The organism is Lacimicrobium alkaliphilum (assembly GCF_001466725.1).
GTDB lineage: Bacteria > Pseudomonadota > Gammaproteobacteria > Enterobacterales > Alteromonadaceae > Lacimicrobium > Lacimicrobium alkaliphilum_B.
In genome coordinates this window covers 547025-573479 of sequence record NZ_CP013650.1, presented here as the reverse complement: position 1 = coordinate 573479, position 26455 = coordinate 547025, and the positions used below count along the sequence as shown (strand labels likewise).

Annotated in this window: 23 protein-coding genes; 5 read left to right on the top strand and 18 right to left on the bottom strand. The window is 50.4% G+C overall.

All coding sequences use genetic code 11. The features are described from left to right. Positions 1–127: 127 nt before the first annotated feature. The 11 genes from rpsQ to rpsJ are packed head-to-tail and all read right to left on the bottom strand — an operon-like array spanning position 128 to position 5070. Complete coding sequence (rpsQ, locus tag AT746_RS02760) at positions 128–388, bottom strand: 30S ribosomal protein S17 (protein WP_062476097.1); 261 nt, start codon at positions 386–388, stop codon at positions 128–130. Next, entirely contained in the window at positions 388–579 is a 192-nt protein-coding gene (gene rpmC, locus AT746_RS02755) for a 50S ribosomal protein L29 (RefSeq protein WP_062476094.1), read from the bottom strand. Before rpmC ends, rpsQ begins: the two co-directional genes overlap by 1 nt. Further along, entirely contained in the window at positions 579–992 is a 414-nt protein-coding gene (rplP, locus tag AT746_RS02750; protein WP_062476091.1) for a 50S ribosomal protein L16, read from the bottom strand. Before rplP ends, rpmC begins: the two co-directional genes overlap by 1 nt. Before the next feature lie 2 nt (positions 993–994). Beyond that, on the bottom strand, positions 995–1696 hold the full coding sequence (gene rpsC / locus AT746_RS02745) for a 30S ribosomal protein S3 (protein WP_062476088.1): 702 nt from the start codon (positions 1694–1696) through the stop codon (positions 995–997). A gap of 9 nt (positions 1697–1705) precedes the next feature. After that, on the bottom strand, positions 1706–2038 hold the full coding sequence (gene rplV / locus AT746_RS02740) for a 50S ribosomal protein L22 (protein WP_062476085.1): 333 nt from the start codon (positions 2036–2038) through the stop codon (positions 1706–1708). 10 nt (positions 2039–2048) lie between these two features. Continuing rightward, positions 2049–2324 (bottom strand): 30S ribosomal protein S19, encoded by a 276-nt coding sequence (rpsS, locus tag AT746_RS02735; protein ID WP_062476082.1) that lies wholly within the window; start codon positions 2322–2324, stop codon positions 2049–2051. Between the two features lie 15 nt (positions 2325–2339). Beyond that, complete coding sequence (gene rplB, locus AT746_RS02730) at positions 2340–3164, bottom strand: 50S ribosomal protein L2 (protein WP_062476079.1); 825 nt, start codon at positions 3162–3164, stop codon at positions 2340–2342. Positions 3165–3179: 15 nt separating this feature from the next. Further along, positions 3180–3482, bottom strand: coding sequence for a 50S ribosomal protein L23 (rplW, locus tag AT746_RS02725; RefSeq protein ID WP_062476077.1), 303 nt, complete (start codon positions 3480–3482; stop codon positions 3180–3182). Beyond that, positions 3479–4084 carry a 50S ribosomal protein L4 gene (gene rplD / locus AT746_RS02720; RefSeq protein ID WP_062476074.1) on the bottom strand — a complete coding sequence of 202 codons (606 nt, stop codon included), beginning with the start codon at positions 4082–4084 and terminating at the stop codon, positions 3479–3481. The genes rplW and rplD overlap by 4 nt, the downstream gene beginning before the upstream one ends. A 17-nt stretch (positions 4085–4101) precedes the next feature. After that, positions 4102–4740, bottom strand: a complete 639-nt coding sequence (gene rplC, locus AT746_RS02715; RefSeq protein WP_062476072.1) for a 50S ribosomal protein L3 — start codon at positions 4738–4740, stop codon at positions 4102–4104. An 18-nt stretch (positions 4741–4758) separates the two neighbouring features. After that, positions 4759–5070, bottom strand: a complete 312-nt coding sequence (gene rpsJ, locus AT746_RS02710) for a 30S ribosomal protein S10 (RefSeq protein ID WP_008845776.1) — start codon at positions 5068–5070, stop codon at positions 4759–4761. Between the two features lie 329 nt (positions 5071–5399). On the opposite strand from rpsJ, the gene AT746_RS02705 reads away from it, so the two are divergent. After that, positions 5400–7619: an ATPase, T2SS/T4P/T4SS family gene (locus AT746_RS02705; protein WP_082633375.1), complete on the top strand. Its 2220-nt coding sequence runs from the start codon at positions 5400–5402 to the stop codon at positions 7617–7619. A 47-nt stretch (positions 7620–7666) separates the two neighbouring features. Then, entirely contained in the window at positions 7667–9619 is a 1953-nt protein-coding gene (locus AT746_RS02700) for a winged helix-turn-helix domain-containing protein (protein ID WP_197414312.1), read from the top strand. Positions 9620–9633: 14 nt separating this feature from the next. Here the strand turns inward: AT746_RS02700 and AT746_RS02695 are convergent, their stop codons facing one another. After that, a complete protein-coding gene (locus AT746_RS02695) occupies positions 9634–11841 on the bottom strand; it encodes a DUF5916 domain-containing protein (RefSeq protein ID WP_062476067.1) in 2208 nt (735 codons plus the stop codon). Positions 11842–12019: 178 nt separating this feature from the next. Between AT746_RS02695 and AT746_RS02690 the strand changes: the two genes are divergently transcribed. The 3 genes from AT746_RS02690 (at position 12020) to AT746_RS02680 (ending at position 16314) form a co-directional block, all read left to right on the top strand. After that, entirely contained in the window at positions 12020–13036 is a 1017-nt protein-coding gene (locus AT746_RS02690; protein WP_062476064.1) for a GGDEF domain-containing protein, read from the top strand. A gap of 225 nt (positions 13037–13261) precedes the next feature. Further along, a complete protein-coding gene (fusA, locus tag AT746_RS02685; protein ID WP_062476062.1) occupies positions 13262–15349 on the top strand; it encodes an elongation factor G in 2088 nt (695 codons plus the stop codon). Positions 15350–15510: 161 nt separating this feature from the next. After that, a complete protein-coding gene (locus tag AT746_RS02680; protein ID WP_062476059.1) occupies positions 15511–16314 on the top strand; it encodes a hypothetical protein in 804 nt (267 codons plus the stop codon). Positions 16315–16340: 26 nt separating this feature from the next. On the opposite strand, the gene AT746_RS02675 is transcribed toward AT746_RS02680, so the two are convergent. The 6 genes from AT746_RS02675 to rpoC form a co-directional block, all read right to left on the bottom strand. Then, complete coding sequence (locus tag AT746_RS02675; protein WP_062476056.1) at positions 16341–17393, bottom strand: aldo/keto reductase; 1053 nt, start codon at positions 17391–17393, stop codon at positions 16341–16343. A 330-nt stretch (positions 17394–17723) separates the two neighbouring features. Beyond that, the gene (gene tuf, locus AT746_RS02670) at positions 17724–18908 is read right to left on the bottom strand and encodes an elongation factor Tu (protein WP_062476022.1); all 1185 of its coding nucleotides are present in this window, start codon (positions 18906–18908) and stop codon (positions 17724–17726) included. Positions 18909–18974: 66 nt separating this feature from the next. Beyond that, positions 18975–21080, bottom strand: coding sequence for an elongation factor G (gene fusA / locus AT746_RS02665; protein WP_062476053.1), 2106 nt, complete (start codon positions 21078–21080; stop codon positions 18975–18977). 20 nt (positions 21081–21100) lie between these two features. Then, on the bottom strand, positions 21101–21571 hold the full coding sequence (gene rpsG / locus AT746_RS02660) for a 30S ribosomal protein S7 (RefSeq protein ID WP_062476049.1): 471 nt from the start codon (positions 21569–21571) through the stop codon (positions 21101–21103). 78 nt (positions 21572–21649) lie between these two features. Beyond that, a complete protein-coding gene (rpsL, locus tag AT746_RS02655) occupies positions 21650–22024 on the bottom strand; it encodes a 30S ribosomal protein S12 (protein ID WP_062476045.1) in 375 nt (124 codons plus the stop codon). A gap of 240 nt (positions 22025–22264) precedes the next feature. After that, on the bottom strand, positions 22265–26452 hold the full coding sequence (gene rpoC / locus AT746_RS02650; protein WP_062476042.1) for a DNA-directed RNA polymerase subunit beta': 4188 nt from the start codon (positions 26450–26452) through the stop codon (positions 22265–22267). Positions 26453–26455 lie beyond the last annotated feature (3 nt).

Here is a 26455-nt window from a genome sequence, read left to right as displayed (position 1 = left end):
CTTTCATCATTCATCATTCATCATTCATCATTCATCATTCACCATTAATCATTCTCCTATCTCCTGACGGCCCTACAGACAATAAAAAAGCGCCCTAAGGCGCTTTTTTTTCAATCCACAAAACAGATTAGATCTGTGTGGATTTCTCAACAACATCCACCAACATCCAGTTTTTGGTCTTAGACAGTGGGCGACACTCACGTATCGTTACCACGTCACCGACGCTGCACTGGTTGGTTTCGTCATGAGCATGCAGTTTGGTGGTACGCTTGATGAATTTCCCGTAGATCGGGTGCTTCACTCTGCGCTCGATAGCAACAGTGATGGACTTTTCCATCTTGTTGCTGATCACACGGCCCTGCAGTGTACGTACAGTTTGTTCAGTCATTACGCACCTGCCTTCTCAGTCAGAATGGTTTTAACACGCGCAATGCTGCGACGCACGGTCTTCAGCTGATGACTTTTTTCCAGCTGACCTGTGCTGTGTTGCATGCGCAGGTTGAACTGTTCGCGCAGCAGATTCAGCAGCTCTGCGTTCAGTTCTTCCACGCTTTTTTCTTTCAGTTCAGTCGCTTTCATTACATCACCGTCCGAGTTACAAAGGTTGTCTTGAAAGGCAACTTGGAAGCGGCCAGTGCGAAAGCTTCGCGGGCCAGTTCTTCAGGAACACCTTCCATTTCATACAGCACGCGGCCTGGTTGGATTTGGCAAACCCAGTATTCAACGTTACCTTTACCTTTACCCTGACGAACCTCAAGAGGTTTTTCAGTGATAGGCTTGTCAGGGAATACCCGAATCCAGATTTTCCCCTGACGCTTAACGTGACGGGTCAGCGCACGACGAGCTGCTTCGATCTGACGGGCAGTCATACGTCCACGACCAACGGCTTTGAGGCCGTAAGTACCGAAGCTCACCTTGCCACCGGCAATTGCCATGCCGCGGTTACGACCTTTGTGCTGCTTACGGAATTTCGTACGTTTTGGTTGTAACATCTTTAGCCCCCTTGCTTAGCGCTGCGGCCTTTCTTCTTAGGTGTCGGAGCTGGTTGCTCTGTAGCAGCGGGTAAGCCACCCAATACTTCACCTTTGAAGATCCACACTTTTACGCCGATGATACCGTAAGTAGTGTTGGCTTCAGATGTTGCGTAATCGATGTCTGCACGGAAAGTGTGCAGCGGCACACGGCCTTCACGATACCATTCTGAACGAGCAATTTCAGCGCCGCCAAGACGACCACTTACTTCTACTTTGATACCCTTGGCACCCAGACGCATGGCGTTTTGTACCGCACGCTTCATGGCGCGACGGAACATTACACGACGTTCAAGCTGACTGGCGATACTGTCACCAACCAGTTGCGCATCCAGCTCGGGCTTACGTACTTCGGCAATGTTAATTTGCGCAGGTACGCCGGCCAGATTAGAAACGTGCTTACGCAGTTTTTCTACGTCCTCACCTTTCTTACCAATCACCACACCCGGACGGGCAGTGTGAATGGTGACACGGATGCTTTTCGCAGGGCGTTCAATGATGATCTTGGAAACTGAAGCATTCTTCAGCTCTTTGGTCAGGAACTGACGTACCTGATGATCATTGAACAGGTTATCTGCATATTCTTTAGTATTAGCGTACCAGGTAGAAGTCCATGGTTTACTGATACCCAGGCGAATACCTGTAGGATGTACCTTCTGTCCCATAATCTACTCCTAGTTATCAGCCACAACCACAGTGATGTGACTGCTACGCTTAAATATCCGATCCGCACGGCCTTTAGCTCTTGGCTTAATCCGTTTCATGGTCGGGCCTTCGTCGACGAAAATTTTCGCAATTTTCAGCTCGTCGATATCTGCACCTTCGTTATGCTCAGCATTGGCGATGGCAGATTCCAGCACTTTCTTGACCAGATCAGCCGCTTTCTTGGGGCTGTAGCTGAGCAGTTCCAGTGCTTTCTCAACGTGCATTCCGCGAATTTGATCTGCAACCAGGCGCGCTTTCTGAGCCGAAGTGCGGGCAAAACGGTGTTTAGCTAATGCTTCCATTATTTCCCCCTTATCTTCTGGCTTTCTTATCAGCGACATGGCCGCGATAAGTACGCGTTGGCGCAAATTCGCCCAACTTATGGCCTACCATTTCGTCACTGATTAAAACAGGAACGTGCTGACGACCGTTATGGACTGCAATGGTCAACCCAATCATATTGGGGATGATCATAGAACGACGCGACCAGGTCTTGATCGGTTTTCTGTCGTTCTTTTCCACCGCAGTCTCTACCTTCTTCAACAAGTGCAGGTCGATGAATGGACCTTTCTTGAGAGAACGTGGCATGGTGAATCCTCGCTATTACTTATTACGACGACGTACGATAAGCTTATCGGTACGCTTGTTACTACGGGTTTTCTTGCCCTTAGTAGGTTTACCCCAGGGTGATACTGGGTGACGGCCACCAGAGGTACGACCTTCACCACCACCGTGCGGGTGATCTACCGGGTTCATGGCTACACCACGAACGGTAGGACGAACACCGCGCCAACGAGTGGCACCTGCTTTACCTAACTGGCGCAGCATGTGTTCGGCATTACCGACTTCCCCGATAGTGGCACGGCAATCAGCCAATACCTTGCGTACTTCACCACTGCGTAAACGCAGGGTCACATACGAACCATCACGGGCAAGAATCTGAACGTAGGCGCCTGCAGAACGTGCCATCTGGGCACCCTTTCCAGGCTTCATTTCCACAGCGTGTACCGTAGTACCTACCGGGATATTGCGCATCGGCATGCTGTTACCGGCTTTGATCGGTGCATTAGAACCGGATTGGATCTGATCACCGGCCTTCAGGCCTTTAGGCGCGAGTATGTAGCGACGTTCGCCGTCTGCATAAAGCACCAGAGCAATGTTTGCGCTTCGGTTTGGATCATATTCCAGACGCTCAATTTTGGCGGCTACGCCATCTTTGTTACGTTTGAAGTCAACGTTACGATAATGCTGTTTGTGACCGCCACCGATGTGACGAACAGTAATGCTACCGCCGTTGTTACGACCACCAGACTTGCTTTTCTTCTCCAACAAAGGAGCGTAAGGCGCGCCTTTGTGCAAATCTGGGTTAACCACTTTGACGACGTGGCGACGACCCGGAGAAGTTGGATTAGCTTTCATTAATGGCATATCTTAATCCCCCTGTTACTCAGCGCCACCGACAAAGTCGATGTCCTGACCTTCTTTGAGCTCAACGTAAGCCTTTTTCCAGTCTTTGCGCTTGCCGAAAGTCATACCATGACGCTTGGTTTTACCCTTCACGTTCACAGTGCGGACGCCGTCAACTTCAACTTCGAACAGTTTTTCAACCGCCTGCTTGATTTCAGCTTTCGTGGCATCTTTAAGTACCTTGAACACAACAGTGTTGCTGTTCTCGGCAGCCAAAGTAGACTTTTCAGAAACATGTGGTGCCAGCACCACTTTCAGTAGACGTTCTTCGTTAATCATGCCAACGCCTCCTCTAACTGCTTCACTGCGTCGGCAGTGATTAACACTTTTTCAAATGCAATCAGGCTTACCGGATCTACACCCTGTACATCACGTACATCAACCTTGTACAGGTTGCGGGCTGACAAGAACAGGTTCTCGTCCAGTTCCTTGGTCACGATCAACACGTCGTTGAGGTTCAGGTCGTTAAGCTTAGCAACCAACTCTTTGGTCTTAGGCCCTTCAACACCGAATTTCTCGACCACAATCAAACGCTCCTGACGAACCAGTTCGGACAGGATGCTTTTGATCGCACCGCGATACATTTTCTTATTAACTTTCTGACCATGATCCTGAGGTTTGGCAGCAAATGCGCGGCCACCGCCAACCCAGATTGGGCTGCGAATGGTACCGGCACGAGCGCGGCCTGTACCTTTCTGACGCCATGGCTTCTTACCACCACCGCGAACTTCAGAACGGGTCTTCTGTGCTTTGGTTCCCTGACGGGCACCTGCACCGTATGCGACAACTACCTGGTGTACCAGAGCTTCGTTAAACTCACGTCCAAAGGTAGCTTCGGATACTTCAAGAGCGCTGTTCGCGTCTTTCAATACTAATTCCATCACTAATCTCCCAGACGTTACGCTTTAACCGCAGGCTTAACGATTACATCGCCACCTGTTGCACCAGGAACAGCACCTCTGACCAGCAGCAGGTTGTTCTCAGCATCCACACGTACTACTTCCAAAGACTGTACCGTCACGCGCTCAGCGCCCATATGACCGGCCATTTTCTTGCCTTTGAAAACTTTACCAGGAGATTGGTTCTGACCAATCGAACCCGGCGCACGGTGAGACAATGAGTTACCGTGTGTCATACGCTGTGAACTGAAGTTCCAACGTTTGATCGCACCGGCAAAACCTTTACCTTTAGAGGTACCCGTTACATCTACCATGGCATTCTCAGCGAAGATTTCGACAGTGATTTCACTGCCCACTTCAATGCCTTCACCTTCAGTACCATTGAGGCGGAATTCCCACTTACCACGTCCGGCTTCGACACCGGCTTTTGCGAACTGACCAGCTTCGGCCTTGTTGACGCGGTTAGCTTTCTTGGTACCTGCAGTGACCTGCAACGCCTTATAACCGTCGATTTCCTCAGTACGGAGCTGAGTCACGCGGTTAGGCGTTGCTTCGATAACAGTCACAGGAATAGACACGCCATCTTCAGTGAAGATACGGGTCATACCGACTTTACGACCGACTATACCAATCGCCATTGTTTAAACCCTCTCTTGTTAGCCCAAGCTGATTTGAACATCAACGCCGGCAGCCAAGTCCAATCTCATCAAAGCATCTACTGTTTTATCAGTAGGCTCAATGATATCCACCAGACGCTTGTGCGTACGGATTTCATATTGATCACGTGCATCTTTATTTACGTGAGGAGAAACCAATACCGTATAGCGTTCTTTGCGAGTAGGCAGTGGAATAGGACCGCTAACCTGAGCACCAGTGCGTTTGGCAGTCTCGACAATTTCAGCCGTGGACTGATCGATCAACTTGTGATCAAACGCTTTCAAACGAATACGAATTCTTTGATTTGGCATCGACCAAGCTCCAATCAAAAGAACAAAAAAATTCACCCTCACCACCAACTTTTATTGGGGAAGGATGGGTGTAAACTGCTGACCCCCAATCGGGGCCTTGTAGTTCATTTCTACCTGTTACCAGAGTAAAAACGCATGTCCGTCAGGACAAGTGGACGCGAATTATACCTATGTCGGCTTTTTATGCAAGCCACAATGGCAAAAAACTCATGGATTGTGGCAACATAGGTGAATGATGTTGGCCTTGGGCGCCGAAACCACCTAACATGCAAAGTTACGTGTGCCATGGTTTCTTGCGAACAGAAGTTGAACAGACCACAAATTATATGATGACCACTAAAGCCGATCAGCAACTGGAACAAATCAACCAACTGCTGGAAACCCATCAGGAGCTGATGGACGCCTACGAAAAGCTCGAACCCATCATTCTGGATATGTTCGCCGCCGAGCGTATGAGTATTTTCCAGCGACGGCGTCAGCACCAGGATCTGGTAGCCCGTTTTAAGACCGGTAAAGAAGTGCGGGAAATTAAGGTTCCGATAACCCCTCAATCTATCGCCGGTTACGTGGCATTGAGTCAGTTACCCTTGCTGATATCCGATCCTTATAATAAGGAAGAGCTGGCCACCATCCACCCCCGCCTCAGGTTTGCTGATAAATTTGATAAATCCAGTTCCTTTAAAACCCGAAATATTATCTGTGTGCCGGTGATGAATGCCGGCGTCTTACTCGGCGTCATGCAGATAATCAATAAGCAACGGGGTGACTTTATCAGCGAGGATCTGGATCTGGCGAATCAGCTCGCGACTATGCTGGGAACCAAGTTCCGCTATGAGCTTGGCGGCACCAATAAGCCTTTTCAGTATTTAGTGCATAAAAAGTTAATCTCCTCAGGAGATTTGGATCAGCTGCTGGAAAGTTGCCGGGACCCCCGGCAACTGGCGCAACGCCTGACCACAGAATACCGTATCGCCGAAGAAGAGCTTGGTAACGCGCTATCGGTGCACTACCAGGTCCCCTTTATGGGATACCTGCCGGATAAGTATCATCTGTATCAGAGTGACAGCAGACTCAACCTCTCTTATCTCAAGCGCAACTATGTGGCGGTTATTGCAGACGTTTCGGACAATCCTATCATCCTGATGGCCGAGCCCAACAATGCCGCACTTTTGATGGAAATAGAGAGTGCCATAGGCATTAACAGTTACGATATCTGTGTGGCCTTGCCCAATACCGTGTTGCAATACCTTGGTGAAAGCGCCGGGGGCGGCAGCGGGCCCGGCGATATGGATGAGATTCTCGATGAAATCGGTACCAGCGGTGATGATCTTGAAGAACAGACAGAGGAAATGTCTGACGATGCCCCCGCTGTGGTGCGCCTGGTCAGCCGCATCCTGCATGATGCCAAGAAACTTAATGCCTCTGATATTCACGTAGACGCGGAAAAAAGCGGTCCGACCCGGGTCCGTATGCGAATCGACGGCGTGTGCCGGGATATTACCCAGGTGCCGGCATCCCATCACAACGCTGTAGTGGCCAGAATTAAGATTATGGCAAATCTGAATATCGCCGAAAAACGCGTCCCTCAGGATGGAAAACTGGCGGTCAAGATGTCTGGTCAGATTGTAGAAGTGCGGGTTGCCACCATTCCCACTGTGGCAGGTGAAGGGGTGGTGATGCGGATCCTGGCCACCGGCGGCGCCATGCCAATGGAGAAGCTTAATCTGTCGCCCCGTAATAACAAAGCCATCAAGGAAATGATTAAGAAACCCCATGGGATTATTCTGGTAGTAGGTCCTACAGGTTCAGGTAAAACCACCACCTTGCATGCAGTACTGGGAGATCTCAACACGCCGGAGAAAAAAATCTGGACCGCCGAAGATCCGGTAGAGATTACTCAGGCCGGCTTGCAGCAGGTGCAGGTCAGCCCGAAAATCGGCTTTACCTTTGCCAATGCCCTGCGTGCTTTTTTGCGGGCTGACCCGGATATCATCCTGATTGGTGAGATGCGCGACAAAGAAACCGCCCATGCAGGTATCGAGGCCTCGCTCACCGGCCACCTGGTGCTGTCCACTCTGCACACCAACTCTGCACCTGAAACCATCACCCGTTTGTTGGATTTGGGGCTGGACCCGGTCAACTTCTCTGATGCCTGCGTGGGCATTCTCGCTCAGCGTCTGATACGTACTCTGTGTCCAAACTGTAAAGAGACCTATCAGGCCTCTGAGACCGATATAGGCTTTATTAAGCGCCAGTATGGTGAGCAGTATCTGGATGAAATCGACCTCAGTGAACCCCTGATGCTACACCGGGGTAAAGGTTGTGATGCCTGCGGGAATACGGGTTATAAGGGTCGTACCGGCGTCCATGAGCTGTTAGCCATGACCCCGGATCTTCGCGCACTGGTATACAAAGAATCTTCTGTCGCTTTGATGAAGGAGCAGGCCATGAAAGATGGCATGCGTACCCTGACTCAGGACGGCATCTGCAAGATATTAAAAGGTGACACCGATATTGCCCAGGTACAGATAATCAGCGGCACAGAGTAACCGGGACCTAGCGAGTGAATCAGACTTATAGACTGAATGATTGGTATGTGTTTCCGCAACAGTCTGAACTAGCCGTCGCACCGGATGGGCAGAAGATACAGCTGGAATCTCAGTTGATGGCGTTGCTGAGCTATCTGGTTGCCCATCCAGATCAAATAGTCACCCGCGATCAACTCGCCGAGGCACTATGGTCAGGTATGGTTGTCGAAGACAATACCATCAGTAAGGCCGTTACCAGATTACGCCAGGTGCTGGGAGATGATTCCCGTGCACCAACCTTTATCAGAACCATTCCTAAGCGCGGATACCGGCTGATAGCGCGTGTGGAGCCTGTCCATCAAGTAGTCACCGGCAGGCAACGCACTTTGTCGGCGGCGCGTTTATCAAGCATTCTAATCTGCGCAATTGGTCTACTGCTATTGGCCTGGTTAATAGTAAGGCCTTCCCCGCCAACACTTTACCAATCTCAGCTGCTAACCAGTCTGCAGGGCTTGGAAATTAATCCTTCCTTTTCCTTGGATGGCCATCAGTTTGCTTTTATCCATAAAACTGCGCAAACCAATCAGCTGATGGTTAATCGGGACAATCGACCCGTTGCGATACGGAAACTTGACGCTGATGCATCCTTTCCTCAATGGTCACCCACTGCGGACAGTCTGTTGATTGCTGCGCCCAAGAGCTGCGAAATCCTGTTGTTGGAGCGCCCAGGACTGCCGGAGATGGCCCAAAGAAGCTGGCCACAGTGTACAACGCTGATGTTACCCGTTTTATGGCAAACGGATGGAAGCGGATTTTACTTTGTTCACGACAATCAATTGTTCCGGCAATCCCTGGCGACACTTATCCCCGATCCTATGCCTCAGGTAGCCCTCGAAGGATCCCTGCGTTGGTTTGATGTCAGTGCCCGGGGCGATCGCATTGCGTTGTTATATGTCGATACCAGGGGACATTCCCTGATCAGGATAAAACACCTGGACAGCGGACAATTAATAAAGGAGATGTCTCTCACCTACACGATCTCTGCCGTTCACTGGCATGCACAAGGTGATTCACTAATGCATGTCAGCGAGCATCCGTCGCAACAGGTTATTCGACATTTTCTGAACGGCCGGCAACGTGTTGTCAGCTCGGCAGAGTTCGGCTACCTGGACCAAGTCGTTCCTATCGGCAGCAGCCAGGCGCTGGCAGTAACCAGTCACTATGTAAATCGCAACCTTACAGTTTGGGACAACGAGATGACTCCTTTGGCGGTCAACTCATCGACACCGGATTATCTGGGCATCCTCTCATCACAAACCGACCAACTGGCATTTGCGTCGAAACGTTCTGGTTCTGCGCAAATCTGGCTGCGCGATACTAATAACAGCGTTCGCCAGATAAGCCAGTTTGAGCCAGGACTGTACATTTACGATCTAGCCTGGTCACCGGATAACGCATTCTTGCTTGTCAATGCCAGCCAGTCGCTATTTGTTATTGACGTAGACAACGGAGAAACGGTTCGCTTATTCAGTAGCGACAAGCAGATCAGTTCCCTCGGTTGGCTGGATAAAGATCAGATATTTTATATCTCTGGCAATGAGGCAAACTCCGGGCTATTTACCCGTCCTGTTCACGGCAGTGAACCAACCTTGCTGGCTGAGCGTATTGCTCAAGCTGCCTATATAACCGATACGGACCAATGGTATGTCCGGCCCTCAGGACAAGACGGGATTTACGCAGGCAACACACCTGAACTCGCCGACAACCTCGTCTACCAGTCCTCACCTGGAAGGCTTAAAAGCTGGCAAGTCGATGGGCAGCAACTTTACACTGCGGAGCTGGATAAAAATGACCGGCAGCTAGTCTTTTACAGAATAGAGGAGGGGCTTGCCAAACGTCTTTATCAGCAAGCCGCAGACAGTGTCTACGCGCAATTCAGAGTGGCCGGAAAAAACAAGTTGATACTGACAACCATCACCACAAACGAAGCCAATATTGTGGGTCTATACCCCGTACAGTAGCGCTAACATAATAACTACAACCTGTAATTTAGCTTGAGCAACAGATAGTTCTCCTTAGGGGCTTGCCAGGTCCGCCTCATCAATTCTGTATGGCTGACGTTCAATCCCGCCCCAACTTCACTGCCACTTCTGGCATATACCAGGTATAGATCCGACAATGGCGCCAGCTTGTATCGATATCTGACCTGCATAGATAACGCAGAGCGAAGTATATCCTCAGGACGCTCTGCCCGGGGAATCAGATCCAGCGCTGACACCTGATAGCCTTCTTGTCCAGTAGCCTTTAATCCGTACCATTCAATCTTCCAGCTGATATCCGAGTTGGTGGACAAACGACTATTCAGGTTCAGTCCCCACTTCTGTAGCGTGCGACTGTATCGATTGACAGTTCCCGCCCCCCGACCTATGAACCAGTCGTCACTGTCAATATGCTGGAAATTAAGCTCCACCCTTATATTGTCGGTGACAAACCACTTGGTGTTGATATCTGCTCTGCGCGCCCACTCATCCAGGCCCTCCTGATAGACAATACCGGCAACATCGTAGGAATACAGATCGGATGTGGGCGACACCAGCTGCATCTTGAACCAGTGTTGCGCGGGCATCGCGACCTTGCCATGGTCTGCCGCAATTAAGTCATCAATGCCTGAGCTGCGACGTTCAGCAACACCTATCCAGGAATAGCGATTTTTAAGGTCCAATCTCATCACGGCGCTGTGCACCGAAGGAAGCACATCACCACCGGTATTTTGTGAGTACTCCGCGATACCCTTTAGATAGATGCGGCGGAAAGTTGAGTCAGAGGGAAAGTCCACCAGACTATATTCCCCTGTATACCTGGCGCGTACCAGGTCGTTGCGCGGTAAATACCCCAGGTCGTTTAACTCCAGCTGGTCGGAAAAATAGCTGAAATCGAGTTGATTGTTCCAAATCCTCGAAGGCCGCAACGATGCGCTTAGAGTGGCAGCGCGGCCCATCGTTACATTGTGCTGGTCTTCAACCCGGGAAGCCAGAATATTGGCAAATATCGTGGTCTGCTCCGAAACCCGATAGTTGAAATCCAGATTGCTCATAGCCGCTTTGCGCGACATTTGCGGCACATCCACAAAGGTGGCGAGCTGCCCCAGTGACCAATCGTCGTCACTGCGCAACCATCGTCCTGCGAGGAAAGACGAACCAGCAGAGTGCTGCATATCCTTTTCTCGTGCGTAAAACACACCGACATCAGCAGACGCTAAAGAGTGGATACTTTTGGCTGCCAGCGAGATCTCCTGCACCCCCAACCCATCGGATGAGGCTCCGCCTATGCGTCGGGTATGAAACAGCTTCAGATTACCTGGCCCCCTGACATCAAACAAGCTTTGATTTTCTGCAAAAAATGGCCGCTTATCACTGCGCAATGTTTCAATGTTTGTGTAGTTCACCACCAGCTCATCGGACTCCACCTGGCCAAAATCGGGGTTTAGTGTCAACAGGAATTGATGGGCTGAATTAGGTTTGTAAACCAAATCCAGGCCAAGGTTATTGTCTTGTTCACCGTCGTCAACCTGCCACGTTCCGGAAAAGTAAGGAGTAACCGCCCAGCTACCAGATTGTGCAATCTGCGCATCAAATGGCTGAAAGTCATAGGTAAAGGTACTCAGTACCCGACTGGTATCCGGGAAAAAATATATTTCCTGAGCAGCAATGTTATAACGCATAAAAGACACAGCCATATTTCGTGTCGCAGCATCAGCAGATGAGCGAAACGTCGCCACCGACCAGGGAATAAAGAACTCACTGTACCAGGCATCTTTATCCTCACTGACGGCTACACTCCATAACCCATCCCAGTCCCGATTCGATTCATTGCCCCTGGTATAGGTGCCATCCATGGTCCCGCCGCCCAGGGTTGCGACAAACTCATAGGCGGTGCTGCCACTGCCAGCGAAATCTAAGTAAACAATATTGAAGTCTGCACTGGTGTGCTGATCGTGACTACTGTATCGCCGCGAGCGTTCCTCTTGTTGATTAACAATACCGATGTAGATTCCGTCTTCGCTGGTTATCAACATTGCCCTGGTTTTTACCGCTGGTGGCGTGCCAGTATTCGGCAAGGTTTGTACAAACTCATCATATACAATGGCCTGCTGCCAGGCCGGCTCATCCAGTTTGCCATCAATTTGTATGGCAAAGGCCGGGGAAACTAAAAACATGGTCACAACAGATATACTGGCTTTCACTGGCACTTCCTCTTGTTAGTAAGTGCAGACAAGCTATTCAAGCGGCTGATGAAAGAGGTGACCAAAAGGTGACGGAGTAGGGATAAAGATCGGAATCAACCATCAGCGGCTAAAGACAAGCCAGAAAATAGAGGCCATAATTGCCAAAAGGTTGATCGCCACTCATGCAGGTAACAAGATGTCAGATGAATTGGAAACGTCATTTCAGACCCTGAAGCAGACTATTCCATTGCTGCTAAAACATAAAATCTCAGCCATTCCCACCAACTATGCCCTTTGGTATACCTACGTCAGCGGCCAGTCCGAGCAACTGAATGCCGAGCTGGACAAAATGATCGAGAGCGGGCGTCCGCTGACATCCAGCCGGGCGCAGGAACTGCATCGCAATTATCTGTCAGATCAACAGGAAGTCGGCACCTGGCAACTGCGTCAGTCCTTAGAAGCCATGCTGATAGAGTTATCTCAGTCTCTGACCGATACCCGTACCGATACGCAGGGCTTTAAAAATACCATGGACAATTGTCTGGCCGATTTGGAAAAAGTCGAAAATGAAGGCTGGTCTGTGGAAGAAGTAATGAACCTGGTACGGGAAATGGTTCGTGAAACCCAGCAAATAAAGCGAGCAACACTGGATTTCACCGCTTCTCTGGCCAGCGCAGAAAAAGAGATTGACCAACTGCGACAACAATTGGCAGAAAGCCAGAAAGATGCTTTATATGACGCCCTGACCGGCCTCTATAATCGTCGGGTACTGAATGAAGAAATTGCCGCCATGGAGGCTGACCAGGGGGTCTGCCTGATTATGATTGATATCGATCATTTTAAATCGATCAATGATCAGTACGGCCACCAAATGGGTGATCGGGTGCTCAAGGCCATTGCAAAACGTATTAAGGATAGTTGCCGGGATAACGCGATACCATATCGTTTCGGCGGTGAGGAATTCTCCGTATTGATGACGGCCAGTAAACTCTCGCAGGCCATTCATCTGGCCGAGAGTATGCGCAGAACCATGGAGAAGGTCAGCGTTATAGACAGGCGCACAGGCAAGACCCTGGACGGTATCACCGCCTCTTTTGGAGTTGCCGAATATAAACAGGGCATGCGCAGAAGTGATTTGCTTGAGCAGGCTGACAAGCAGCTGTATGAAGCCAAGCGACTCGGTCGCAACCGGGTAATGCCCATGCAAACCTGAACTAAATTGCATATTCTTTAGCCAGCCAACGGCAGATATGCTAAATTCCGCACCACCTGCTTCTGGCCTGCTGCCAACAATTGGCAATCCAAGATCAGGTCAGAACACTCTGTAATGTAAGAATCAGACAAAAATTGCGCAATATTTACCAAGAAGGCAGGTTTTTCACTGTGTTTTCCTGTATACTTGCGCGCGATTTTTTCTCCCTAACTTGTGAAGGAAACCATGGCAGATTTATCCCAATACAGAAATATCGGTATTTTCGCCCACGTTGATGCGGGTAAAACTACCACTACTGAACGTATCCTGAAACTTACCGGTAAAATTCATAAATCCGGTGAGACTCATGATGGCGAGTCAACCACAGACTTTATGGAACAGGAAGCTGAGCGTGGTATTACCATTCAGTCAGCAGCCACTACCTGCTTCTGGAAAGATCACCGCCTGAACGTTATCGATACTCCCGGGCACGTTGACTTCACTGTCGAAGTATACCGTTCACTTAAAGTACTGGACGGCGGTATCGGCGTGTTCTGTGGCTCTGGTGGTGTTGAGCCCCAGTCAGAGACCAACTGGCGCTATGCCAACGATTCTGAAGTTGCCCGTATTATCTTTGTTAACAAACTGGACCGTATGGGTGCAGATTTTTACCGCGTTGTTGGTCAGGTTAAGAATGTACTGGCCGCCAACCCGCTGGTGATGACGCTGCCTATCGGCATCGAAGATGATTTTGTTGGTGTAGTCGATGTTCTGACCAAGAAAGCCTATGTATGGGATGAAACTGGCCAGCCGGAAAATTACGAAATAAAAGACGTACCGGCAGATATGGTAGACAAGGTTAATCAGTACCACGAAGCACTGGTAGAAACTGCGGTAGAGCAGGACGACGACCTGATGATGGCCTACATGGATGGCGAAGAACCTTCCATTGAAGACCTCAAGCGTTGTATCCGTAAAGGTACCCGTGATCTGGCCTTCTTCCCCACTTTCTGTGGCTCTGCGTTTAAGAACAAAGGTATTCAGCTGGTGCTGGACGCGGTAGTTGACTACCTGCCAAGCCCCACAGAAGTTGATCCGCAGGATTTGACTGATGCTGAAACCGGTGAACCTACAGGTGAAGTGGCAAAAGTAGCCCTGGATGAGCCATTGCGCGCTCTGGCATTTAAAATCATGGATGATCGTTTCGGAGCCCTGACCTTCATACGTATTTATTCAGGCAGGCTGAACAAGGGTGACACCATCCTCAACTCTGCCACCGGCAAAACAGAGCGTATCGGTCGTATGGTGGAAATGCATGCCAATGACAGAACAGAGCTCAGCTCTGCTCATGCCGGCGACATTCTTGCCATTGTAGGTATGAAGAACGTACAAACAGGTCACACCCTTTGTGATCCTAAGCACCCTTGTACACTGGAACCAATGATCTTCCCTGAGCCGGTGATTTCAATCGCCGTTGCACCGAAAGACAAAGGCTCTACAGAGAAGATGGGTATCGCAATCGGCAAGATGGTTGCAGAAGATCCGTCCTTCCAGGTAGAAACCGATGAAGATTCCGGTGAAACCATCCTCAAGGGTATGGGTGAGCTGCATCTCGACATCAAGGTTGATATCCTCAAGCGTACCTATGGTGTTGAGCTGGAAGTGGGTCAGCCTCAGGTTGCTTACCGTGAAACTATCACTCAGCAGATCGAAGATAGCTACACCCACAAGAAGCAGTCCGGTGGTTCTGGTCAGTTCGGTAAGATTGATTATCGTATTCGTCCCGGTGAACCTGGTTCTGGTTTCAAGTTCTCTTCTACTGTTGTAGGCGGTAACGTACCTAAGGAGTTCTTCCCGGCGATCGAGAAAGGCTTCAGGAACATGATGGAAACAGGTGTTCTGGCTGGCTTTCCGGTTCTGGATGTTGAAGTAGAGCTGTACGACGGCGGTTTCCACGCTGTTGACTCCTCGGCGGTGGCCTTTGAAATCGCCGCAAAAGGCGCTTTCCGTCAGTCAATTCCTAAGGCTGGACCCCAGTTGATTGAACCCATCATGAAAGTCGATGTGTTCTCTCCTGAAGACAATGTAGGTGATGTCATCGGTGACCTTAACCGTCGCCGTGGCATGATCAAGGATCAGGAAGCCGGTGCCACTGGTGTGCGAATCAAAGCTGATGTTCCACTGTCAGAAATGTTCGGTTACATCGGCCACCTGCGTACTATGACTTCAGGTCGTGGACAGTTCTCAATGGAATTCTCTCACTACATGCCTTGTCCTCAGAATGTTGCTGAAAAGGTTATTGAAGAAGTGAAAGCAAGAAACGCCAAAAAATAAGCTTATTATTTTAAAGCACAAGAAGCCCCGGTATTCCGGGGCTTTTTTTTGTCTGTTGGATAGCCGATTCAGGAAAAACTGACGATCCTTGTCAGCACGCTTTTGAAAGGTGGTTTTTTTAGGTACTCTATGGACAGTTGCAACCAGCAAAAGAGCCTTTAATGAACAAAGACAATCCAGATGATATGCCCTCCATTCAGCTTGATCAGGAAGACCGTCAGGCGTACCTGAAACAGCGCAGCAAGGCACCCAAGACTGCGGCGAAACCAGAAACTGAAAAAGTCCCCCAGAGCAACAATGGCAGTGGCGGCGGAAAGGGCCTGAGCATTGTCTGCCTGTTATTGGCGTTAGGGGCACTGGGCGCAAACGGCTGGCTGTACTATGAAAACCAACAACAGCAGCAAATACTGCTCTCATCACAGCAACGTATCAACGAGTTGGAAAGGCGGCTGTCAGATACCGGGGAAGAAATTGGCGAGTCGACTGTGGCACTGCAGGTAAAAGTGAAAGAGCTGGGGGAGAAGTCAGAAGAGCTGTGGGAACAGATGGATAAACTGTGGGCGTCAGCCTGGCGTCGCAATCAGTCAGAAATTCAGGATCTGAGTGCCAAACTGGGCGCTCAGAACAGCAAAGTGGCCGATCTGAATAAAACGCAGCAGGCACTGGAGGACAAAGCCAACCTTCTGGCCTCTGATATCACCATGAATGACACGCGTTTCACCGCCATCGAAGAGCAGTTCAGCAAGCTTCAGAATACTCAGGACAATCTGCAGGTGAGTATGGAAAAGATGCTTAGCGCTCAGCCAAAATTGAGCAGCCAAATCGACGAGCTGCGGAGTAAAATGCGCGAGATTCAGCAAAGCATCCAGGATGTCGGCTTGCGTGTGAATAGCCTGGAGGACATCATCAAGGCCCCCACGGCACTACAGCCTATCCCTGACCAGTCTATTGATGTAGGTGAATAAAAGCTGGCCACCGTCTGTAATCAGGATTAAAACGGCGCCGGATGCGCCCTTAGTTTTTCAGCAATGTATTTTTTCTGATCATCGCTAAGCGGTTGGTCAAATGCTGTAAGGTTTTCATTGAGCTGCTCTGTGGACGTGGCGCCAATAATCACTGATGATACCCCCTCGATTTCACGGCACCAACGCAAAGCCAGTTGTGAGGGTGTCAGTCCACAATCATGAGCCAGCGCAACATACTCTCTGATCGCCCGTTCAGAGGCTTCAGTGTTTCTGAATAATCCGTTACGTTGCAACATAGTCCAGCGACTCCCATCAGGCCGTTTACCGCCCAGATATTTTCCGGATAACGCCCCCCCGGCGAGAGGTGACCATGCCAGATACCCGACATTTTCTCTGACACATTGCTCCAGCAGATAGGGGTAATCTTTGGTGTGCAAAAGACTAAATTCATTCTGGACTGAAACCATCCTCGGAAGTTGGTGCTGATCACTTAATCGGAGGTACTCGCTCACCCCCCAGGGTGTTTCATTGGACAGCCCCAGATAACGGATTTTACCGGCTTTCACACAGTCGCCAAGTGCCTCAAGGATCTCCAGCATCCCGGCTGATTCATGCTTAGTGTCCACATCTGTGAATCGCGGCGTGTCGGGCCAGTGCCTGCCAAAATGTGGAGAAGTGCGGTTTGGCCAATGTAACTGGTACAGATCCAGATAGTCCGTCTGTAAGCGGCTCAGGGAGCCTTCTACGGCTTGCATGATAGCGTTGCTATCAACTGGCTTTCCGCCGCGGATGTAAGATAAGCCTGGACCCGCAATTTTACTGGCGATAACAACCTGCTTTCGGCGTGAAGGGTTCTTAGCTAGCCAATGACCAATAATAGCTTCTGTCGCCCCATAGGTGTCCGCAGCGGGAGGAAACGCATACATCTCTGCCGTATCAATGAAGTTAACCCCTTTGGCTAGAGCTATTTCCAGCTGTTCATTAGCCTCTTCCTGCGAGTTCTGCTTGCCCCAGGTCATACTGCCCAGACAAACCTGTGAAACCTTAAGGTCGCTCGAACCTAACAGATCGTATTGCATGATGACTCCGACTCGTCTTTTGGTCACAGCATACCCAAATTCAGGCAATAAAAAAGCTCTCTCCGGAACCTTTCATTAGTCTCCTGGACTCGATTTATTCCAGGTAATAAAAAAGGCCACCGAAGTGACCTTTTTTAGGATGTTAACTAAGTATCGAAATCAGTACTGCGGACTATCCCTGCCCTGCGCCCTTCGGGCCGCCTTTCAGGCGTTCAAAATCGCTCCCGGCGATTTTGTCACGGAACACCGTTTCGGTGGAAGAACTGTTGGCGCCATAAAAAAAGGCCGCATCACTGCGACCTTTTTTGTTTGCGTTAGTTTGTGTCCGGATTAATCGATAATCTTGGAAACAACACCAGCACCAACTGTACGGCCACCTTCACGGATGGCGAAGCGCAAGCCTTCGTCCATCGCAATCGGCGCAATCAGCTCAACCTTGAATTTCAGGTTGTCGCCTGGCATGACCATCTCTACGCCTTCTGGCAGCTCTACCGCACCAGTAACGTCAGTAGTACGGAAGTAGAACTGAGGACGATAGCCTTTGAAGAATGGCGTATGACGGCCACCTTCGTCTTTGCTCAGGACGTAGACTTCGGCTTCAAACTTGGTGTGTGGAGTAATTGAACCAGGCTTGGCCAGTACCTGACCACGCTCTACGTCGTCACGCTTGGTACCACGCAGCAGGGCACCGATGTTCTCACCCGCACGACCTTCGTCAAGCAGCTTACGGAACATTTCTACACCCGTTACCGTGGTCTTGGTGGTATCTTTCATACCAACAATCTCAACTTCGTCACCGGTGTTTACAATTCCGCGCTCTACACGACCTGTTACTACCGTACCACGACCTGAGATGGAGAATACGTCTTCGATTGGCAGCAGGAACGGCTTGTCAATGTCACGCTCTGGCTCCGGAATATAGGTATCCAGCGCTTCACCCAGCTCGATGATTTTCTTTTCCCACTCGGCATCGCCTTCCAGCGCCTTCAGAGCTGAGCCCTGAATTACCGGCAGGTCATCGCCCGGGAAGTCATACGCTGACAACAACTCACGCACTTCCATTTCTACCAGTTCCAGCAGCTCTTCATCATCTACCATGTCACATTTGTTCATGAATACGATGATGTAAGGCACGCCTACCTGACGACCCAGCAGAATGTGCTCACGTGTCTGTGGCATAGGACCATCTGTCGCCGCTACTACCAGTATCGCGCCGTCCATCTGGGCCGCACCCGTGATCATGTTCTTAACATAGTCAGCGTGTCCCGGGCAGTCTACGTGCGCGTAGTGACGCGCTGGCGTGTCATACTCTACGTGGGACGTCGCGATGGTGATACCACGGGCTTTCTCTTCTGGTGCGTTATCGATTTGATCGAATGCCTGGGCACTACCACCGTAGGTCTTTGCCAATACAGTCGTGATTGCCGCTGTCAGTGTCGTTTTACCGTGGTCAACGTGGCCGATAGTACCTACGTTTACGTGCGGCTTCGTACGTTCAAACTTTGCTTTTGCCATTTTACTAAGTTCCTAAGTTAAAAGTCCGGCCCCCTGCCACAGGCAGATTACCGGACCAGACCTTCATTAAGATTTTCTAGCTTCAATAATCGCGTTAGCAACACTACTTGGTGCTTCCGCGTAATTAAAGAATTCCATTGAGTATGATGCTCGCCCCTGGGTAGCGCTACGCAGGTCGGTGGCATAACCAAACATCTCTGATAATGGTACCTTAGCACGCACTATCTTGATACCGGCAACGCCGTCTTCCATACCTTCGATGATACCCCGGCGACGATTGAGGTCACCCACAACATCACCCATCCACTCCTCGGGAGTGGTGACTTCTACTTTCATGGTCGGTTCAAGTAACACAGGTTTCGCTTCTGCGGCCCCTTTCTTGAAACCCATCGAACCTGCGATCTTAAACGCCATTTCAGAAGAGTCAACATCGTGAAAAGATCCGTCAAATAACGTCACTTTCACATCAAGAACAGGGTAACCAGCGATAACACCGTTTTGCATCTGTTCCTGGATCCCTTTATCGACGGCAGGGATAAATTCTCTGGGAATCGTTCCACCGACGATATTGTTGACAAACTCGTAACCAGCGCTTTCTTCCTGCGGCTCTATTTTCAGCCACACATGACCGTATTGACCACGGCCACCAGACTGGCGTACGAACTTACCTTCCACTTCAACGGTTTTGCGAATAGTTTCGCGGTATGCAACCTGAGGTTTACCCACATTACATTCCACTTTAAATTCCCGTCGCATCCGGTCAACGATGATATCCAGGTGCAGTTCACCCATACCTGAGATAATCGTTTGCCCGGACTCTTCATCTGTCTTGACCCTGAAAGAAGGATCTTCAGCAGCCAGTTTACCCAGAGCTATACCCATTTTTTCCTGGTCAGCTTTGGATCTTGGTTCTACTGCGACAGAGATAACCGGATCGGGAAACTCCATGCGTTCAAGGATAATAACGTGATTAGGATCACACAGGGTATCCCCGGTAGTGACATCCTTTAGCCCTACGGCTGCAGCAATGTCACCGGCACACACAGATTTGAGTTCTTCCCGGCTGTTGGCGTGCATCTGCACGATACGTCCGAAGCGCTCTCGTTTTGACTTCACCGAGTTATATACCGTATCACCGGTCTGAACGACACCGGAATAACAGCGGAAAAAGGTCAGGGTTCCGACAAAAGGATCCGTTGCGATCTTGAATGCCAGCGCAGAAAAGGGTTCGCTGTCATCAGCATGGCGCTCATCCAGCGTTTCAGCAGCATCATCAAGATGCCCCTTAATGGCTGGTACATCACACGGAGCAGGCAGATACTCTACCACTGCATCCAGAACGGCCTGAACCCCTTTGTTCTTAAAGGCTGAACCACAGGTTGCCAGAACGATCTCATTTTTCAGGGTACGAATACGCAAACCCTGTTTGATTTCGTCTTCAGTCAGCTCGCCGCCTTCAAGATACTTTTCCATCAGCTCTTCAGAGCCTTCCGCTGCCGCTTCGATCATCTCGCTGCGGTATTGTGCGGCTTTGTCCAGAAGCTCAGCCGGGATCTCTTCATAGGTAAAGGTCATACCCTGATCAGCTTCGTTCCAGTTAATGGCTTTCATCTTGAGCAGGTCAATGACACCTTTGAAGTGTTCTTCGGCACCGATGTTAAGTTGGATCGGAATGCAAGTAGCACCGAGTCGGGTACGGATCTGTTTAACAACCCGTTCGAAATCGGCACCGGCTCTGTCCATCTTGTTGACAAATACCATACGCGGAACGTGATATTTATCGGCCTGTCTCCATACAGTCTCAGATTGGGGCTCCACGCCGGATGAACCACAGAACACCACAACCGCACCATCCAGCACCCGCAAAGAACGCTCAACTTCGATAGTGAAGTCTACGTGTCCCGGGGTATCAATGATGTTGATACGGTGTTGCTCAAACTGTTGCGTCATGCCGGCCCAGAAACAGGTAGTCGCAGCAGAGGTAATAGTAATCCCCCGCTCCTGCTCCTGTTCCATCCAGTCCATGGTGGCTGCGCCATCATGAACCTCACCGATTTTATGTGACAAACCCGTATAGAACAGCACCCTCTCAGTGGTCGTGGTTTTACCCGCGTCCACGTGAGCACAGATACCGATATTGCGATAGCGCTCAATAGGGGTTTTACGAGCCATAATTGCCTCTTAGATCCAGTTTACCAGCGGTAGTGAGCGAATGCTTTGTTCGCTTCTGCCATGCGGTGCACGTCTTCACGTTTCTTGACCGCAGAACCTTTGTTCTCTGATGCATCAAGCATCTCGGCAGCCAGGCGCTGAGCCATTGATTTTTCGCCGCGCTTACGGGCAGCTTCAACCAACCAACGCATGCCAAGGGCATTACGACGAACAGGACGAACCTCTACAGGCACCTGATAGGTTGAACCACCAACACGGCGGGACTTTACTTCCACAGACGGACGGATGTTATCCAGTGCGTCTTCGAACACGTCCAGATGATCTTTGCTGGTTTTCCCAGCAACGATATCCAGCGCGCCGTATACGATTTTTTCAGCAGTTGATTTTTTGCCGTCCAGCATGACGACATTCATGAACTTGGCTAGTAATAGTGATCCGAACTTAGGATCGGGTAGGATCTTTCTCTGACCTACGACTCTTCTTCTAGGCATCTTCTATTCTCCGTTGAATTCAGGGGTAACCCAAAACTCTGTATTTATGTCAGTTTGGCCTTACTAAACGGAGAACCGTTAAGACTTGGGCCTTTTCGCGCCGTATTTGGAACGACCCTGTTTACGGGCGCTTACGCCAGCACAGTCAAGTGTTCCGCGAACGGTATGATAACGAACACCGGGCAGGTCTTTAACACGACCACCGCGAATCAGCACAACACTGTGCTCTTGCAGGTTGTGGCCTTCACCACCGATGTATGAGCTGACCTCGAAACCGTTGGTCAGGCGAACACGACACACTTTACGCAGTGCGGAGTTCGGCTTCTTTGGTGTGGTGGTATATACACGGGTACATACACCACGTCGTTGTGGACAAGCCTGAAGCGCAGGGACGTTGCTTTTTTCAACGACCTTCTGGCGTGGCTTGCGCACTAACTGGTTAACTGTTGCCATTAACTAGCTCCTGATAAAAATAACTACTGATTTAATCGTATAACACTCATTTTTTAACCCGGACGGCGCCTTTACAACGCATTTTCCGACGGCAAAAAAATGATAAAAACCGCAACCCTGAAACAGGGTCGCGGAATTCTATAGAGCAAAGATTGAGCTGTCAAGCCAAAGGCCGGTTTGAAGGCCCGCAGAAGGCTTTACAGTCTGACGCCGGACCAGAAGTCCGGCAAATTTGCTTTATTAACTTTCGGCGTCATCAGAACTGCCGGTTTCGGCATTCAGAGCATCAGACAATGCCTGCTCTGCTTCTGCGGCGGAAACCGATGGATCTTCCATCACTTCCGCAGCCGCCATCTTTCTGCGCTGGCGCTGCTGATGATACGCAAAACCTGTACCGGCAGGAATCAGGCGACCCACGATAACGTTCTCTTTGAGACCGCGAAGATCGTCTTCTTTGCCCTGCACTGCCGCTTCGGTCAATACTCTGGTGGTTTCCTGGAAGGACGCCGCAGAGATGAACGACTCGGTAGACAACGAGGCTTTGGTAATACCCAGTAACTGTATCTCGTACTGTGCCGGGATCTTGCCTTGTTTTTCCAGTCTGCGGTTTTCAATCTTAACCGCTGCCAACTCAATCTGTTCGCCTTCGAGGAACTGACTGTCACCCGGATGAGTGATCAGGCACTTACGCAGCATCTGGCGGATCACCACCTCGATATGCTTATCGTTAATCTTTACACCCTGCAGGCGATAGACATCCTGAACTTCATTGACGATATAGTTGGACACCGCACTGATACCACGCAGTCGCAGAATGTCATGGGGTGACTCAGGACCATCGGAGATCACTTCCCCTTTCTCGACCTTTTCACCTTCAAATACATTCAGCTGACGCCATTTCGGAATCATTTCCTCATAGGCTTCACCCTGTTCAGGGGCTATCACCAGACGGCGCTTACCTTTAGTTTCCTTACCAAAGCTGATGGTACCTGACACTTCGGCCAATATAGCCGGCTCTTTGGGCTTACGGGCTTCGAACAGATCCGCAACCCGCGGCAGACCACCGGTAATATCCCGGGTCTTGGAGCTTTCCTGCGGAATACGCGCCAGCACGTCACCGGTTTTGGCCACTTTTCCATCGGCCGCTTCAATAGTCGTGAAGCTCGGCAGACGAATTTCCTGCAGCCCATGCTCTTCTGATTCCAGAATCAGCTTAGGCTCTTTGGCGTTGGCCTTGGTCAGATCTTTGACCACGATACGGGTCAGACCGGTCAGCTCATCCTGCTGCATTTCAGTGTTGCTGTCGTCAATATCGGCAAAGCTGATCTTGGCGTCACGCTCAACAATGATAGGGTGCGAATGGGGATCCCAGTTCGCTACCACATCACCGGCGTTAACCTTAGCACTGTCATCCACAGCAAGGGTGGCACCATAAGGAACCTTGTAACGCTCTTTCTCACGACCCTGGTCATCAATAATTGTGATTTCAGTTGAACGTGAAGTGATCACCACTTTGTCTTCGGTATTACGTACAAATTTGGCGTTATGCAGTTTCAGGCGACCATCGGTTTTCACCTGCACACTGTTTTCAGCTGAAGCTCGGGATGCTGCACCACCAATGTGGAAGGTACGCATGGTCAGCTGGGTACCAGGTTCACCGATTGACTGTGCGGCGATAACACCTACAGATTCACCGATACCAACCTGATGACCACGGGCCAGGTCACGTCCGTAACACTTGGCACATACACCGAAGTCGTTTTCACAGGTAATTACCGAGCGTACCATCACCTGATCGATAGAGTGAGCCTCCAGCAAGTCCACCAGAGCTTCGTCCAGGATCACATTACGCTCTACCAGCACTTCGTCAGTACCCGGTGTATACACATCTTCAGCGACCGTGCGGCCCAACACCCGCTCACGCAAGGGTTCAACCACATCACCACCTTCGATCAGTGGTGTCATTTTCACACCTTCGAAAGTGCCGCAATCGTCATTGGTGATAACCAGATCCTGCGCCACGTCGACCAGACGACGAGTCAGATAACCTGAGTTTGCTGTCTTCAGAGCGGTATCTGCCAGACCCTTACGGGCACCGTGAGTCGAGATAAAGTACTGTAGTACGTTCAGACCTTCACGGAAGTTGGCGGTGATGGGCGTCTCGATGATGGAGCCATCGGGCTTAGCCATCAGACCACGCATACCGGCCAGCTGACGAATCTGCGCCGGGCTACCCCGGGCGCCGGAGTCGGCCATCATGTATACGGAGTTGAAAGAATTCTGCTCTTCGGTTTCACCATCACGGTTAACCACTTCTTCCTTCGACAGGTTGCTCATCATGGCTTTGGCAACACGCTCGTTAGCCGCAGACCAGATATCAATAACCTTGTTATAGCGCTCACCGGCTGTTACCAGACCAGACTGGAACTGCTCCTGGATTTCTGCCACTTCAGCACTGGCTTCACCGATGATTTCAACCTTCTCATCAGGGATCACCATGTCGTTGAGGCAGATTGACACACCGGCAATCATTGCATAATGAAAGCCCGTGTACATGATCTGGTCACCGGCAATAACGGTGTCTTTCAGACCCAGAGTACGGTAACAAACGTTCAGCAACCTTGAGATCTGTTTCTTACCCATAGGCTGGTTAATCAGCTCAAAGGGCAGACCTTCCGGTAATACCAGTGACAAAATAGCACGGCCCACCGTGGTGTCGATCAGCGAATACTTTTCAGTCTTATTACCCTGCTCATCCACTTCCACTTCGCGGATACGCACTTTGACACGGGCATGCAGTTCTGCGATATCCGTGCGATAGGCTTTTTCGGCTTCATGGGGGTTTTTAAACACCATGCCTTCGCCTTTGCCATTCACCCGGTCCCGGGTCATATAGTAAAGACCCAGCACCACGTCCTGAGAAGGAACGATAATGGGCTCACCGTTAGCCGGCGACAGGATGTTATTAGTCGACATCATCAGCGCACGGGATTCAAGCTGTGCTTCCAGTGTCAGTGGCAAATGCACTGCCATCTGGTCACCATCGAAGTCGGCGTTATAGGCCGCACACACAAGCGGGTGCAGTTGTATTGCTTTACCTTCGATCAGTACAGGTTCAAAGGCTTGGATTCCCAGCCTGTGCAAGGTTGGTGCGCGGTTAAGCAGAACCGGGTGTTCGCGGATAACTTCGTCCAGTACATCCCAGACTTCCGGCGCTTCACGCTCCACCATCTTCTTGGCTGCTTTAATGGTTGTCGCCAGACCGCGACCTTCCAGCTTGCCATAGATAAAGGGTTTGAACAGCTCAAGGGCCATTTTCTTCGGCAGGCCGCATTGGTGCAGGCGAAGAGTAGGACCCACTGTGATAACGGAACGACCTGAGTAGTCGACACGTTTACCCAAAAGGTTCTGACGGAAGCGACCCTGCTTACCCTTGATCATATCTGCCAATGATTTCAGCGGGCGCTTATTAGAACCTGTGATAGCACGGCCACGACGACCGTTGTCCAGCAACGCGTCGACGGCTTCCTGCAACATACGCTTCTCGTTACGCACGATGATATCTGGCGCAGCCAGATCAAGCAGGCGCTTGAGACGGTTGTTACGGTTGATCACACGACGATACAAATCGTTCAGATCGGATGTGGCAAAACGCCCGCCATCCAGCGGTACCAGCGGACGCAAGTCCGGTGGCAATACCGGCAATACGGTCAGGATCATCCACTCAGGGCGGTTACCTGATTGCTGGAAAGACTCTAGCAGCTTGAGGCGCTTGGAGATCTTTTTACGCTTGGTCTCGGAATTGATCGAAGGCAGCTCTTCGCGCATGGCCACCACATCGGCGTCCACATCCAGCACTTTAAGCAGATCGAATACCGCTTCGGCGCCCATCTTGGCTTCGAATTCGTCACCATGTTCTTCCAGCGCATCCAGGTATTCTTCTTCTGTCAGCAACTGTGAACGTTCCAGCGTAGTCATGCCGGGCTCTGTCACCACATAAGATTCGAAATACAGTACCCGCTCGATATCACGTAATGTCATATCCAGCATCAGACCGATGCGGGACGGTAGTGATTTCAGGAACCAGATATGGGCTACCGGACTGGCCAGTTCAATATGGCCCATACGCTCCCGACGTACCTTGGTCAGTGTGACTTCAACACCACACTTCTCACAGATCACGCCACGATGCTTAAGGCGTTTGTACTTGCCGCACAAACACTCATAATCTTTTACCGGACCAAAAATACGCGCACAAAACAGGCCTTCACGCTCTGGTTTAAAGGTGCGGTAGTTAATGGTTTCGGGTTTTTTAACCTCACCATAAGACCACGATCGGATCATATCCGGTGAAGCCAGACCGATACGAATATTATCGAATTCTTCGGTCTTATTTTGCTGCTTCAAAAACTTTAATAAGTCTTTCACGAT